The organism is Paenibacillus sp. FSL H8-0283 (genome assembly GCF_045040675.1).
GTDB classification, from domain to species: Bacteria; Bacillota; Bacilli; order Paenibacillales; family Paenibacillaceae; genus Paenibacillus; species Paenibacillus amylolyticus.
Genome location: NZ_CP150295.1, coordinates 6,999,920 through 7,015,226 on the forward strand (window position 1 = coordinate 6,999,920; position 15,307 = coordinate 7,015,226).

General features: G+C 45.4%; 11 protein-coding genes. 1 reads left to right on the forward strand and 10 read right to left on the reverse strand.

Annotation, left to right across the window (positions count from 1 at the left end; all coding sequences use genetic code 11):
- Positions 1 to 19: 19 nt before the first annotated feature.
- The 3 genes from MHI52_RS30680 to MHI52_RS30690 all read right to left on the reverse strand — a co-directional run bounded on the left by MHI52_RS30680 (position 20) and on the right by MHI52_RS30690 (position 3,766).
- Entirely contained in the window at positions 20 to 2,311 is a 2,292-nt protein-coding gene (locus tag MHI52_RS30680; protein WP_405158219.1) for a glycosyltransferase family 2 protein, read from the reverse strand.
- Positions 2,311 to 3,405, reverse strand: coding sequence for a GtrA family protein (locus MHI52_RS30685; RefSeq protein WP_405158220.1), 1,095 nt, complete (start codon positions 3,403 to 3,405; stop codon positions 2,311 to 2,313). Before MHI52_RS30685 ends, MHI52_RS30680 begins: the two co-directional genes overlap by 1 nt.
- Positions 3,406 to 3,577: 172 nt before the next feature.
- Complete coding sequence (locus MHI52_RS30690; RefSeq protein WP_405158221.1) at positions 3,578 to 3,766, reverse strand: hypothetical protein; 189 nt, start codon at positions 3,764 to 3,766, stop codon at positions 3,578 to 3,580.
- Between the two features lie 94 nt (positions 3,767 to 3,860).
- Here MHI52_RS30690 and MHI52_RS30695 point away from each other — a divergent pair, with 94 nt between their 5' ends.
- Positions 3,861 to 4,583, forward strand: coding sequence for a YheC/YheD family protein (locus MHI52_RS30695; RefSeq protein ID WP_405158222.1), 723 nt, complete (start codon positions 3,861 to 3,863; stop codon positions 4,581 to 4,583).
- A gap of 84 nt (positions 4,584 to 4,667) precedes the next feature.
- On the opposite strand, the gene MHI52_RS30700 is transcribed toward MHI52_RS30695, so the two are convergent.
- The 7 genes from MHI52_RS30700 to MHI52_RS30730 all read right to left on the reverse strand — a co-directional run bounded on the left by MHI52_RS30700 (position 4,668) and on the right by MHI52_RS30730 (position 15,061).
- Complete coding sequence (locus MHI52_RS30700) at positions 4,668 to 5,009, reverse strand: hypothetical protein (RefSeq protein ID WP_047841001.1); 342 nt, start codon at positions 5,007 to 5,009, stop codon at positions 4,668 to 4,670.
- Between the two features lie 268 nt (positions 5,010 to 5,277).
- The gene (locus MHI52_RS30705) at positions 5,278 to 5,838 is read right to left on the reverse strand and encodes a DUF4303 domain-containing protein (RefSeq protein ID WP_340983831.1); all 561 of its coding nucleotides are present in this window, start codon (positions 5,836 to 5,838) and stop codon (positions 5,278 to 5,280) included.
- Positions 5,839 to 5,866: 28 nt separating this feature from the next.
- The gene (locus MHI52_RS30710) at positions 5,867 to 6,145 is read right to left on the reverse strand and encodes a hypothetical protein (RefSeq protein WP_282319791.1); all 279 of its coding nucleotides are present in this window, start codon (positions 6,143 to 6,145) and stop codon (positions 5,867 to 5,869) included.
- A gap of 12 nt (positions 6,146 to 6,157) precedes the next feature.
- Complete coding sequence (locus tag MHI52_RS30715; RefSeq protein WP_405158223.1) at positions 6,158 to 6,775, reverse strand: hypothetical protein; 618 nt, start codon at positions 6,773 to 6,775, stop codon at positions 6,158 to 6,160.
- Between the two features lie 312 nt (positions 6,776 to 7,087).
- Positions 7,088 to 7,633, reverse strand: a complete 546-nt coding sequence (locus MHI52_RS30720; RefSeq protein ID WP_076252115.1) for a 50S ribosomal protein L25 — start codon at positions 7,631 to 7,633, stop codon at positions 7,088 to 7,090.
- 502 nt (positions 7,634 to 8,135) lie between these two features.
- A complete protein-coding gene (gene srtB / locus MHI52_RS30725; protein ID WP_405158224.1) occupies positions 8,136 to 8,912 on the reverse strand; it encodes a class B sortase in 777 nt (258 codons plus the stop codon).
- A gap of 23 nt (positions 8,913 to 8,935) precedes the next feature.
- Entirely contained in the window at positions 8,936 to 15,061 is a 6,126-nt protein-coding gene (locus MHI52_RS30730) for a carboxypeptidase regulatory-like domain-containing protein (RefSeq protein ID WP_405158225.1), read from the reverse strand.
- Positions 15,062 to 15,307: the final 246 nt, after the last annotated feature.

Genomic DNA, 15,307 nt, shown 5'->3' on the forward strand with positions numbered 1-15,307 from the left:
ATGAGCATCTTTATCTCTCCTAACCCTCTCTGGTGGAACGATCGGAATGTGACTCAATCAAATCAGTCAACAATTGGTCGATCAGGCCCTTCTCCACAATATCATCGATATTCTCCACCGAGAGAAGCACTTCGCGCTCACGAGCTGTCGTTTTTCCCGTATGTTGCAAAATGACTTCAATATTACTCTTCGTATAAAAAGTAACGACCGCTCCTGCCGCAATATCACCATGGAAACCCGTCGCGGAGAAGAAACGATAATTGAAGCTGCGCAGCGTACAGCTAGCATCATTGGTGAAATGAACTGGAAGCTGAAGGGAAAGCCGCGGCATTTTTCGCTGATCCGATCTGGGTTGAACAATCCGTTTTTTCACATTACGTAACATATCGTCATAAGCCGTATCCCACAGGTTCATCTGCTCTGGCAACGAGTGTTTACGGTCGTAGATGATTTGCATGTATTGGCGGTTATCATTCTCATCAATCGGCTGAACCGTTGCGGAGTAACGCCAGCCCTCTCCATCCTGTTTCACATAAACGATGACTGCATCGAGATTGGCCTCATACCGGTCGGTTTTGACGACCAGAGAGATGATCTTCTGCTCAGCCAAATAAATGGGATATGGGACATAGAAGGCAATACCTTGCTCAGATACATCCACCGTTTTGGCCTGATATCGCAGATTGTTGGCTTGGTCGTGAATCGTGACATCTTCCTGCGCCCGAATCCGTTCTGTCTCCCGATACGCACGGCGGCCGATCATGAAGAACAGGGCGTAACACAATGCAATCATGTTATGAATCAGCCAGAAAATAATGATACTGCTGAAGAACAGCGCAATGCCGTACTTGCCATTCACATACCGAATCACGGCTGCAATGGAAAGCAACAGCAGGAAGATATGCGGAAGTGCATATAACAGAGCAGACATCCATTGTCGACCGCTTGCTCTGCTTTTGTTGGTAACTTTGAACTCTTTCTCACGAATACCCAGTGTCTCCAGGAGAACCGGCCAGATCAGATAAGGCATAAATATGGTATCGATAACCTGACTCCATCGCTGATTCCGAATATTGCTGGACAGATATCGCATGGATAGACTATAGAAGAAATAAGATGGAAGCCAGAATATTAAGATTTGCCAGAAGGTTGTATTTACAATCTGGAAGTCGAATAACGCAAACAAAATAGGCGCCAAAATGAAAATCAAGCGGTTAAAGAAGGACCACCAGTATAAGAAACTACTCAAGTAGGTTACTCTCGTCCAAAAGGGAAGCTTCCCCGATATAGGTGCGCGCGTATTCTGCAGGCTCTGAATGATACCCCGTGCCCAACGAATCCGTTGTTTAATCATGCTCTTCACTGTTGTTGTTGTCTGCCCGGCAGCTTGAACCTCTTGAGTCGCATAGGTAATATAACCTTCCTGCTGCAAGCGGATGCTTGTCTCAAAGTCCTCGGTGATTGTATTGAGTGGAAAACCTCCGATGTCTTCCATGCCCTGCCGGGAAATGATCGTATTACTTCCTGTATAGGCTACCGCATTGGAGGCATTACGCAGGATGTTCACTTCTCTGGAGAAGAAATCCTGTTCATTCGGAATACCTTGCTCTGCATACAGGTTAAACTGGAATAGATCCGGATTGTAGAAGCTTTGCGGGGTCTGTACCAGACCAAGCTTGAACTTAGGGTCCATCTCGTCCTCTCGGCGAGGACGCCATACCTCATTCTCCTTAATAAACGTGGAGAGCATGAAATAGGGTACCGTTTTCATCAAAAAGGTGTGCTGCGGAATCATATCCGCATCAAACGTTGCAATGAGCGGCGAAGAGCTTTTGCTCAGTGCATTGTTCAGATTACCAGACTTGGCATCCTTGTTTCCGGGGAACCCCAGATATCCCACGCCAAACTGTCTGGCAAGCTCCTCCACCTCAGGTCTTGCTCCATCGTCACAGAGATAGATATGAACCTTCTGCTTGTCCGGGTAATCCATGAACGTACAGGCATTAACGGTTTTATATAACAGATCAACGGGCTCATTATGCGTAGCAATAAACACATCCACATCCGGATAATACTCCGGCGGAACGATTGGAAAATCGAGCTGTGTACGTTCTTTTTGCATCTTTTGAAAGAATAATTCAAAGGTTGTCAGTACGGTGACCGTCTCAGCCACAATCAGCAACATACCAAAAATGACGTTCAGAACGCCTTCACCCCATGGCAACGTAAAGAACGTACGCCATACCAAATAAATCGACATCAGGATCATCGTGATGACAAAAAAGATATTCTGCCTTTTTTCGTTTTGCACTACAACTGCTTCCTCCTTGCTGCAAATACCCATCTTCGCTGCAATTGGAAACTGAGCAGGAACAGCAAGGCATCACAGACGAATTTCGCCAATTTCTCATCTACGAAGAGAACGGTATGGAATATATATACACCGGTACTGGACAGCAAGATCACTACTCCGCATAACGTTAGATAGCGCCATAGACTGCCCTGGCTATCCTCCTTGCGGAATACAAAGTGTCTGTTCAGTACATAGTTGACCACAATGGAAATAACTCTCGCAATCACGGTTGCAAGCAGAATTCTTAAATAGTGCTGCTCACCCAATACGGGCCGTAACGCGTCGATCAAAAACCAGGCAATGCCCAAATCTATAACAGAACTGGCCACCGATGATGAAATGAACCGCAGGAAATTGGAGAACAACACCCCCATGACCCGAGCACTATCCTGGATCGCTTTAAAATGAGTGCCTGCATTGCCATTCTCATAAATGACTTGGATTGGCATCGTATGAATCGGTATGCCAGACTGAATGCACGAGATAAGCATCTGCAGCTCATATTCAAATCGAGTGCCGCGAACATCCTGCATAAACGGAAGTAACCCTGGACCGAAGGCACGAAGCCCAGTCTGGGTATCTGACAGTTTTTTACCATACAGCATGGCAAAAATAAAGGAGGTCATTCGATTGCCTAACAGGGACTTTGGAGGTATATTCCCCTCGCTGAAGTTCCTTACCCCGAGCACCAACGAATCCGGATGAAACCTTGCTTCTTGGGCTATGCGGTATACATCTTCAGCTGCGTGTTGTCCGTCTGAATCAGCGGTTACGACGAAGGAAGATGCGTCGAACTGCTTCCCAATATACTCAAATCCGGTCTTGAGTGCTGCACCCTTCCCCTGATTTTCCGTATGTGTCAGCAGAGCACAACCGTTCTCACGAAGCTCCTCGAAAATCGACTGGTACGCATCACCAGATCCGTCGTCCACAATAACAATATTAGTAAATCCATACTCTCGCAATTGCCGTACATAGGCTGGAAGTCTCTCATCCGGTTCAAGCGATGGAATGAGGATGATCATTTCGCCGTTTTGTCTACCTATAATCATCCTGATAAGCCTCAATTCGACATATTTTCACAGATTCTTTTTGAATATTGTGAGTATAACATCGAAAAGGCATACAGTAAACGAATAATTTGTATATATATTGGTAAAAAAGTCGCACTCTTTTATAAGCTAATTCATAGGCTAAAAATACTAGTTGAGGGTTACTATAGCACTACTCAAACAATTGTACATTCGGCTCTCGTTTTAGCACATGTACCAGCATGGCATGCAGTTGTCCACGGTGGTGATAGAAGTGCGCCTGCGTATCCAGAATCCACTCGAAGCGTGAATGAACGCCTCCCCAGAATGCAGTCGTTTCTCGCAAAAGTTCATCTTCGGTCTCCATCGACCGATTGGACATGCTTCAACTTACAAATCTAGACGGATGGCCACTTATGCGGATCACGAATTTGAATTAGAATTACCGTAGACGATTGAAAAAGGCTGTGATTCCAATGTTATTTGAAAGAGACAAATGGTTGCAGTATGGCATTCTGCGCGATGAGCCCTCTCTCGCTGAACGGTTGCCAGAAACACAGTTGCTTGAGAAGGATACGCTAACGAAGATGCTTCTTCAATATCCCAGCGTTGTACTGAAACCTCGTAATGGCAGTTACGGAAGGGGTATCCTGTTCATTAAACGAAGCGGTGCAAATGCTTATCGTATTCAAAATGAAAATAACACAGTCACCATGAGAGACAACGAGCAGTTACTCGAATGGTTCGAACAAACAATCAAAAGTGATGAGTATATTGTACAAAAGCGTCTGCAGCTTGCTCAAATTAAACACAGGCCGTTCGACATTCGGATCATGGTTCAGCGCAAGAAGGGTTCCTCGTCCACTTGGAACGTGACAGGTTCCTATGCTAAAGTTGCGGCACAGGGATACCAAGTCACCAATGTGAATAACCGCCCCATTCCAGTGCTTAAGGCACTGAGACTAGCTCGAATTGGAGACCGGCGCTTACTTGTCAAAGCGGAACAAGTTGCACGATTTGCCGCCATACGATTGGGAGAGCATTACCCTATGCTTAGACAAGTCGGATTCGATATAGCCATCGACAAAAAACGGCGAATTTGGATTATTGAAGGCAATTATCGACCAGCCTTACGGCCTTTCCGACTTTTGAAAGATTCCTCGATGCACCGCAGAATATTATGGTACAAGAAACATTAAAACGAAAAAAGACGACCTGCCTGCTAGCCCGGGCAAGTCGTCTCTTCATGTTTCGTACCTAATCTCGATATTAACCCTCTTCGGTTATTTCCGGCATTTTCTAATCGCACTTGTAACACGTGTCACTCGGAACTGATTTACCCCTACCTGTATAATGGCGAACTGGCTGTACGACGTACCAGAAGAGGTATACGGTTCAGCCTCAATATTTCCACTCGGTGTTCTAACCGTCGCGGTGATTCTAGTTACCAGGCACACACCACGGTCGGAAGATCTCCAAGTCTCGTCACGCTGAACACTATATCTATCGTTGCTACAAAAAATGGATGCATACTCCACTACTCCACTCGCATTAAACGAAGTCGAGTTATAGATCTGAACAGGGTCATAACCACCTCTAGGTGCTCCAGGTCTTCTATTTCCCATTCTCAAAACCTCCTTTTGTATTGATAATCTATTAAATGCAGTTAAATAGTTTTGGTGAGGTATAAATGTGGACAAGGCAGAAAAAGTGTGTTTGTACAGTGGTAGAGGAAAACTAGTAGCTTGATGTCATAACTCAAACACAAAAAACCACCCTTTACTATGCAAAGGTGGTTCGCGAATTATAGATCTGCTGTTAGTATCATCTTATTGGCCAATTGAGTCGAAACGGTACATCATAGACGGTCAAAACTCCCCCATTGCAGATGCCCTATTCTGCCGCCTCCGCCAACCATGCTTGCATAGCCGGAGATTCCGCCCGATTCAAACGTAAGGCAATTTCGGTATTAATCTTATCCGGTGGCATGACTTCAACAAGGACACATACGGACTCTCGCGGTTGATTTAAGGCAAATACGCCTTCATCATCGAGCATTTTCATCGCCAGCTCCATGGCGTTCAGCCTCACATCCAACTCGCGATTCCAATCATCATTCTCCAGTTCCGCAATGAAAGGACGCTCGTTATATCGTTGTTTGACACCGTCAAAGTGATCATCCCCAAAACAACAATAGGGGGAATCCGCATACGACCATTTGATGAGATTCGCAATCGTGGATACCGGCGTATCACTTTCCTCTGCTTGCCTAGCCGATTCCAACGCCAAAGCTTCCCACGACCAGGCAGAGATGCTTGGCGCATGTCCCTCGCCAGTAGTGTATAACGTACAATAATAGTAACGTTCACCATTTTCAAAAAGAGTGCAAAAAGACGTTTTGGCGGCAGCGGCAATCTCTATGGCCAGTGTCTCTATTTCTTGCATTGGCTTCATGATTAGAGTTCCCCTTTCCATTCGTTGATCATTTGCCCCTTCGATATGAATTGGCTATTTGGACTAGATACCAGACACCCGCACCCACAAGGCCAGCAAACAACAGATTGATGCAGCCAAACACGATGAGTGACTTTGCTTGGCCTGGACCAATCCGGAAAGCCGTAACAAGCTGGAAGACAGCCGGTAGCAAAAATGCCAGCCAGGAGATGGTTATAAGCTTTTCTGTTCTAAAACTCCACCATACTGCTGAACATGAGGCAAATAGCAGTACCCAGGTACAGATAAGCTTTAGGGCGAACATCATTTCGTCCCCCTCCTATTTGCCATGAATCACAAGTCCATATTTATTGAATATCCACGATTGGCTCAATTCGTGCATTGCATCATGGCTTATACGCACAGAGGGCTTTTGCTCCTTCATCGCATCAGCATCAAGGGCTGAGAAGCGAAGGGATTTGGTCATTTTTTTGATAGAGTCTCTTATTTCATCGAAAAATGCATAGGTCAGCGGCTTATGGTCCCGGATATCCTCATATATATAGTATTTTCCTTTTTCATCTTCCACATTAACTTGAAAACCTTTCGGAAATGAAAGCAAGATACACGGCAGTTCATCCTCTGCCCATTGTCCGTGATAAGGAAAAGAAACCCCTTCATTTCTTACAAAAAATCCTGAACTTTCTTGATCTGATGCAATAGAAATAGAGTAAACAAAGAAGGGATGGATGTCATCTCTCTTTTCTCCTGCCACAAAATACTGATAGAACGTCTGATACTCCTCGTACACCTGATTATAATCATGCTCTGTTCGGGCAGCATTGGTACGATAGAATTGCGCTTGCCGATGCTCCAAAAGCTGCAAAAGGCTTTTAAACTCTTCAGGGGTGATGAAGAATCTCAGTTTATAGAATCCGCTATTCTTTAATTTGTCCATTTCTTTTCGCTCACCGCCCTGTTTAGAAATGTTATGCCATTGACCTTAGCAGTTCAGGTTTAACTATATATGTATCTTATTTCCATTATAGTGATTACCTTTCCTGAGTCTACCTACTTTACACCTGAATTTTGCGAGTGAACTTTGAAAGGGTAGCGAAATATCAGGATCATTGCGCCTGTACGCGAGCAAAAGACATACGTGAGGTGAATTCCAGACTACCCGCCTTGTGAGGATGGGAGCACGCCAACATCTCGTAATCAGCACAAATTAGCCGTACGGATGATCACCCGTACGGCTAATTTGGAATTGTTAAGGTTTAACTACAGAGAGAAGAGACTCATTTCCCTCAGAGATCACCGTCACATCTGGTGCAAACTTAGCATCACTTACATGTATCGTTTCTCCAAGTTCCATAGTACTAATGTCAAATTCAATCGACGTTGGCAAGTGTCTCGGCAATGCCTCCACTTCAATAGAAGATAATTGAACTTGCACGACTCCGCCCTGTTTTGTGCCAATCGGTGTGCCGTTGAACTTGACAGGAATTTTAGTACGCAGGATCTCATTGGTCTGGACCTGCTGAAAATCCACATGAAGTAAATCCCGTGTAACTGGATCACGCTGGAGATCTTCCAACAATACAGTCAATGAGCCTTTCTCTTCAAACTGCAGTTCGATAAAACCAGACGTACCCTGCTTCAACCATTTTTGAAATTGTATTGTTGGAATATGAATCATTTCATTCTCCGTATTTTTGCCAAAAACAATACCTGGCAAACGCCCGGATTTACGTAAATCCCTAAGTCGGGATGTATTTAATGGAATGCGGTTCTCCGCTTGAAAACTAGTAGTCATGCTATGTTCGCTCCTCTTTATTAAATGATATTTTCACATTTTTCATACTCATCCAACCATCCCCTGTTGGGGCTAAAGAGAGAAACATAGCATCACCACCTCCATATACGATCCAATTGATTTTAAAATACATTTAATGTAAGCACCCATAATATACATGAAGGCACTCTACTCCGAAGAGTAGAATGCCTATGGGATGCTTCAACCCTATCATAGAAACATAGATTTGTCGATTTAACCCCATAATATGATCAAAAGCGTCTCCTTCCAGTCTGCGTCGTTGATCAGCATAGAGACCACCCCAACGATGGAGTGGCCTTCATGTCCTCATCTCAAATGTATACATCCTTGATACTCGTTGGATTCGTCAGAATTTATCATTCTGCGTAATTCCTCAATCCACATGTCCATGAGCACCTTATTTCGGGGACAAGAAAAATCGCGTCCTCTAAGGTGAGAACGCGAAATAAAGCAGATTGATTTTGTGTTTCAGCATCGTCAATTAACGCTTTCGGGCCACCACCGCTAACCGACCGTTTTCGGTTGAATACTCGCATGTGGACAGCACAATAAGCTTGTCACCATACTGTGCTGTTACACCTGTGTCATAAAGAGAGAGTTGTTTGATATTCTGAACATATGAATCGAACTCGGCGGGCGTACTTACATTCTCAATCTGGTAGTATTTAAACACGTCGTCCGATTTGCGATAAACTTTTGACAGAATAACGGCAACAATCTCATACTCTTCCTTTTCGTAAAGCGTGCTGAACGGGAACGTCGCATGTTCTTGATAGAAGCTTTCGTTCCTGTACTTCATTAAATCTTTAAACATCCAACCACTTTTCATGTGATGTCCATGAATCAGCAAAATGTCCGAACTATTAGCCCGGCTAGACTCGTCCAAAAAAGGAAGACCACCTTGGTTTCCATTTTTATCAAAATCATGATTGAGATAGTACTCCGAATCCTGTGGGCTCTGCATGACCGGGTACTCAATTCGGGTACCGTCAATCTTCAGCCAGCCGACGATGTCTGAGTTCCTCTCGTAAAGATCTCGAAATTCGGGAAGCATAACCGGCTCATTGCCTTTATTGAACAAAAGGGAGGGGATTGCATCCCCTCCACCTTGTTCTGATCCTTCTTTCCAAACCTTTGTTAACTCTTCGATTTTCTGCTTCTCGGCATAGTCTCGCAAGAAAGTCCTCGCAAGACTGACAAGTGAAAATACCAACACAAGCAAGGAAACAGCGATAAGAATTTTTTTAGTTTTGCTCATTTTTCTTACCGCCTTCCCTTCCATTACTGGATGTGCTTTTTCTTCTTGTACCCGAGTAGACAGAACCCAATCGTCATTAAGGACATCAGCGCCAAAATCATATACAAGAATGGCGATACGCTGTTATCTCCAGTTTTCGGAGCATCGTCCAACTCGTTGCTATCGTTCTTAAGCTGATCGTTACCATTGCCTGGTTCAGGCGTTACGGTACCTGGTTCAGGCGTTACGGTGCCTGGTTCAGGCGTTACAGTGCCTGGTTCAGGTGTTACGGTGCCTGGTTCAGGCGTTACAGTGCCTGGTTCAGGCGTTACCGTGCCCGGCTCAGGCGTTACCGTGCCCGGTTCAGGCGTTACGGTCCCTGGACCAGGCGTTACGGTGCCCGGATCTGGCGTTACGGTCCCTGGACCAGGCGTTACGGTGCCCGGATCTGGCGTTACCGTGCCTGGATCTGGCGTTACCGTGCCCGGATCTGGCGTTACGGTCCCTGGACCAGGCGTTACGGTGCCGCCTCCATTGTTACCATTGCCGCCACCAGAACTAATTGGCTTCATTGGCACATCGTACCTGACAATGTCAAAATCGACTGAAATAGTACCACTTGTGTGCGTTTCGTATCCGTCCTTCGTTACGATCAGATAGTAATCCGCTTCAGGAAACACCATGTACGCATAGAAGCCATCTGCATCACTACTCTGCTCCGGGCTCTCGTTGTCGTACGGCGGGAAATTTGGAACCTTTGGAAGCGTTACTTTCGTACCCGGAATGCGGCCGTTATCTCTATTCCGCTGCGTATCCGCATAATACAGTGTAACTTTGGCTCCATCAATTTTCTTGCCAGTGACGGCATCTCCTGTCGTTTCATCATAGACGGTACCGTAAGGGTCGACTAACTCCTCTGAAATATTCAGCTCTCCGTTAGCTTTAACGTCAAGTTGCGCTACTTTGAGCAGCAATTCCTCGCCGGTCTCAGCTTGATAGCGAACTTCCATTGTGTACTTCTGCTCGCTTAGCCCTTCCACAGAGAAAGTTCCATTCGACGCCATAGGAAATGCTTTAGGTTGGCCGTTTTCCTTAACATAGATGCCATCCTTGTCTTTCAAATAGATATGCATCTGGCTAGTCAACAAATCATTGAATAGCACTGTTGTTCCATCCAATTGTTTGAACAGAATGATCCCCACGGCCGTAATGTCCGCTGGAACAGTCTCGTCCGTTACACTGCTGTTCACATTTGCTTTCTGCGTAAACTCAACAGGTACATCCTTACCGCCTACCCGATACATCTTCGTATATCTGATCGTATAGTCGGTATCCGCTACGGCTGGGATTGAATATTCACCCTTCTCATTCGTCTGCGTCTGAATCTCTTCGCCTGTCTTCAGATCGGTTACCGTAATCGGTGCATTCGGAATGACTTCTCCTGTTTTATTGTTACGCAACACGCCTTCCAGATACGGTCGGGTATTGGCAAAATGTGCTTCAGATAATTTTTTCTCTGGAATAGTGCCCATGTGAATGAGACTTTCTGGATCAGTCACATAGCCATCTTGCGTATAATCATCTTGGGTCACTTTGTACTGAAGATTGGTTGGAAGCCCTTGGACAATGAGCGTCTGGCCATCTGTAAGCTCAAAGCTCTCACCGCTCTTGATCATACCCTTGCTGCCGTCTGATTTCTCATAGACGTAGGATTCGTCCGATCCCTCGCCGGTGAAGGCAACCGTGTACTTAAACAGCTTCTTCTTGTCTTCATCTTTGCCTTTAACTGTGTTGCTGATTAATAGGCCGCCCTTCAAGACTCGCACGTTCGTGAATGGGGCATCTTCATCAATGCCTTTCATGACTCCGGTATAGTACCGTTCCTCAGGAGTAGTCATGTATTCATCGGTTGTATAATCTTGTTGGGTAACTGTGTATTTCAGATTCTTAGGCAGACCCAAAATATCCAGTGCCTCTCCATCCTTAAGGCGGAATTTACCGCCGGACTTGATCGAACCTGTGCTGCCGTCCGTCTTCAAGTAAGAGTAACTTTCCTCTTTGCCTGTATCCTCAAAGTTGACGGTGTACTCGAACTCCTTCGTTTTATCGCCGCCGTTGCCCATGACCGTATTGCTGATGGTCAGCTTGTTAACGGTCCGTTCATTGATGAAGTCCGCTTTGTGATCACCTTTATTCACGATTGAGCCAGACAGCTCTCTCGTACCCGGTATCGTCGTATAACCGTCAACGGATGTATAATCAGCCTCGTTTACGGTATAGACCAGATCCGCAGGCAAGGCTGGGAACGTCACAGATTCCCCGTGCTTAAGGGTAATCTTGCCTCCGCTCTTGATCGTGCCAAACGTATCATCCGACTTCTTATAGGTATACTCTCTGTCCTTACCTTCGCCGGTGATGGTCACGGTGTACTCGAACTCTTTGTCCGGATCACTGCCGTTGCCTTCCACCTTATTGGTAATGGTCAGCTTGCCTTGTGCCGGTGTAGGCACGATCAGCGGATTATCAGAGGTTAATTTCACCCCGTCTACCCAGATGGGCTTCCCTGGCGTATTCCCTACATATACTTGGTATACTCTTGTAGTTGGCAGCCAAGTATTGGTGTCAATATAAGTTTCTTTCAGCTCATAATACCCTGGATCAGGGAATAGCAGATTAAGTTTCCCTCCGCTATCGGTTTTTCCTTTGGTGATTATAGTTCCGCCGTCTTTCTTATAGAGTGTGAACTCTACGTCTTTTAGCGGATTGCCATTGGGATCTACCTTTTTCAGAGGTAACAGAGCATTGGAACTTGAACTGCCGGCCACGTCCGAACTGTCCAGCGTGCTTTCGCTTCTGGCACTGACAGATTTCAGATTGTCATCGCCCTCCAGTTTTACCTCGTTGCCCATTGTGTCTCCAGCTTTCGCTTTAGTTGGATCAACTTCTGTTTGGTACACAAACTGGTAAAGCTGATTAGGGCCGTCCATTTTAAATGTTAGAACCGTAGTGCCACCTGCGCCTGGTACAGCTTCTACTTGAACTTCAGCATTCGGGTCGCTGAGGTCCAGTGCTGCGCCCTCTCGTTCAAGAGTGCCGCTTGCGGTCAATTTAGCAGGATAGACTGCCATACTAGGTGATGTCAGCACAAGCTTTCCGTTTTCTTCATAACGCAAATTCATGCCTGCACCCAGGGTATCCTGCAAATAAACACCCTGCTTCATGTTAAATGGCGGGGTATAGTTCACCGTCCATTCCAGCACTCCTGGAACTGGCTTAGTTACCGACTTTCCAAGGGTCTGAATAGGTACAATAACTTTGCGCTGTTCGGTGACAACCTTCTCCACTCCACCCCATGTCATATGAAGGTCGGCTTTGTTATACAGCACCTGTTTGTCCGTGCCGTTGATGGTGTATTCCTCTAAATACTTCTGCAGAGCATCGTTGGAAGGTCTTGCCTTCACCAGAATGATATAAGGACTCTCCAGCTTGGAGAAGGTGAAAGTACCCTCGTTTCCAATGTGTGAAAAATGGACTACATGAGAACTAGTACCTGGTTCAATTAGAGTTCTAGCATCGTTTCTAACACCATATTCTGTTCCTGCACCATTGTCCGAAAATCCTTTCCAAAGCTCAAAATCCTTAGTTTCAGAGAAAGGAACAAATTCCCACCCTTCGGGAAGTGTATCCACTAGCTTAATATTACTAATGACTCGATTACCGCCATCCTTAGCCATTTCTTCTGTGTTATATCCAGGCATATTTACCCCTAAACGGAATGTGACCGTTTTGGTTGTCCTGTCATAGCCAGAAATTGTCCATGCTTCATTGTTATCATTTCTAATGTAACTGCTAACGTTATTCGGCGTCACATTGTCAAAAGTACCATCTACTTTTAATGGCTTCGAAGCAAAGAGCATATCCTTGTTCAACATATGCAGGTGTAGGTTGGCGCTGTTATCTGCTTTTTTTACGGTTTCGCCATCAATGAGCAAAGCCCGATTCGAAACAGTTTTCCCTGCGTTAATATCCTGTCTGAAGAGAATGTTCGGGTTGGTCTCAAGTGCACGGAAGCTGAAGGATGCCGCTTCTTCGGTGTATCCGGTCACCTTGATCAAATCCGCCACCACTTTACCGTCCACGGTTAATGGAATAGCTTTCATCGTCAATCCGGTTGCATTCGACTTCAGAGTTCCCGCTTTGTACTGCTTCCAAAGCTGCGCAGAAGTGATATTTGCTTTAATTTTCGCAATTGTCTCCGCACTCACCTCGCTGGTTTCATCTACAGCGTTGTCCAAGACGTTCAAGTCACCGCCATGCACAAGGACATCGTATACTACCGCGTTAGGTAAGGCATACTGTGGTGCTAGATTAACGGTCCACGTGATACTGCCCAGGTTATAATCCTCGGTTGATACTGCGCCTGTTTTTGTAAACGTGTGTGCGCCAATGCTGACGACTGCCTCATCTGTCACCGCAATAGGTCTTTTACCCGTCATTACATCGTTGTTCTGTATAACCCCTGGTGTATCCAAATTCCAGTTGGCACGAGGGTCTATTTGGAAGCTGGAACCACTTATCGCCTTGCTTTTAATCAACAATTCGACTTTTCCGTTAATATCCCCGAAGGAATACACGCCGTTTGAATCTGGTGTAATTGGCGTTTCTTCAGATACAGCGCCATCTACCCATGTCTGCCATGCAGCCGATTCAAATTCCAGCCCAGCCGGTAATACATTTGTGATGGTAAAGTCCTTTAACTCTTTTTTATTATATTGGTTAACCGCGATCTTCCATGTAATGGTTTCATTCGCATGGTCATACGAAGCGCTGGCTTGAATCCAGTCGGGAGCAAAAGAAATCTCCTGACCTGCCTGTACCAACATGTTGTTGTCCTGTCTCAGTTCCACTTTGCCATTCATGTCCCGGTAGCTGCGACCAAGATTGTTTGGCGGATTCCGATGTTCGTAATAATAAGCTTCCTTTGGAATCCATGTTTTATATTCAACCTTTGGATCTAGACCTGTTCCCTGCGGAAATATGTAAGTCAGCGATCCGTCGCCCCCAATGACTGGCGTTACATTTTGGCCGTTTACTTTGAATGAACCCTCCTTATAGATACCACGGACATTTCCAAAACCCGTATTATAAGTGGCTGGATTCGTATAGAATGTCTTCCCGTCTAACGGCAATTTGACTGTTTTATCAAACTGATCGAATGCAGAGACGTTTGACTCCCAAGTAATTGCACCTTCAACCAATTGCGCTGGCTGAATCCCGCGGTAACCATACTGATCCCACCTGATCATTCCAGGCGAGCTTAAAGTAATATTATACTCTGCTGTAACATCTGGGTTCTCTAGCTGATATGCACCACCAAAGATGTTGATCGGCTTTTTATCGCCATACGCTAGTCCCGTTATATCTGCATTGGCAGTAGATTCAAAGCTGAAGGCGATACCTCGTCCAACACCATTGAAAAAATTATCTTCACCGTTAAATACAATCTTGATGCTATTTGGAGTGAAATAGGCGGTACCCAGCTGTTTTGTACCTGATTCCGTCTGTGCATTCAAGGTTTTAGTAGCTGTTGGCAGCACCACTTCCTTGAAGTAATCTTCTCTTTTCAGCTCGATCCAGTCACCCTTTTGGATGTATTTCTCAGGATCTGCATTAGTTGGATTTGGGTCATCACCATTCACTGGTACCTTGAGACCTTCCGATTTGAGCGTAAAGGGCTGTCTACCCTGAATAATACCGTTTGGATTAATAACAGCATTCCCCTGCGTCACTTCCAGCGGAAAAGTTGAATTAGATTCCATAAATACCGCTGTTTTGTCCGTTGGGACTGCCGCCATCGCTACGAAATTATTCGGTTTGTCGTTCACTGCCTCTGGTACCGAAAGCGGTTCCTCTTGCACTGCCTCAGGTTCCGAAAGCGGTTCGTCGTTCACTGCCTCAGGTTCCGAAAGCGGTTCGTCGTTCACTGCCTCAGGTACCGAAAGTGGTTCGTCGGCACTCGGTGAGTCAGATTCAATGACCGCTTCCATTCCGGAATCGGTTGGCACACTCTCCGCATATGCGGCGGTGGAGTATATCACTGTCTGCAAGACGAGCAACATTGCCAGAAATAAAGACAATAACGGTTTACCTATATTGCGTTTTTGTTTCAAACGAAAATCTCCTCCACTTCTAAAATTTTTGCAGCAACCAGAAACTTTTTCCCTTTCCTTTGGCCATTCCATCCTTACAACAGAAACTGATAAAATTCATCAAGTTCATATGGCTTGCCTTACCATTTTACTTTAGAGCCCTTACCAAATTCTGAACACTAAACGGTAACCAAACCATAGAGCCAATTCAGACATAGATTTCTCCATAGAATCGTGGATTTTAAGCATAAAAAAACATCCTAAATT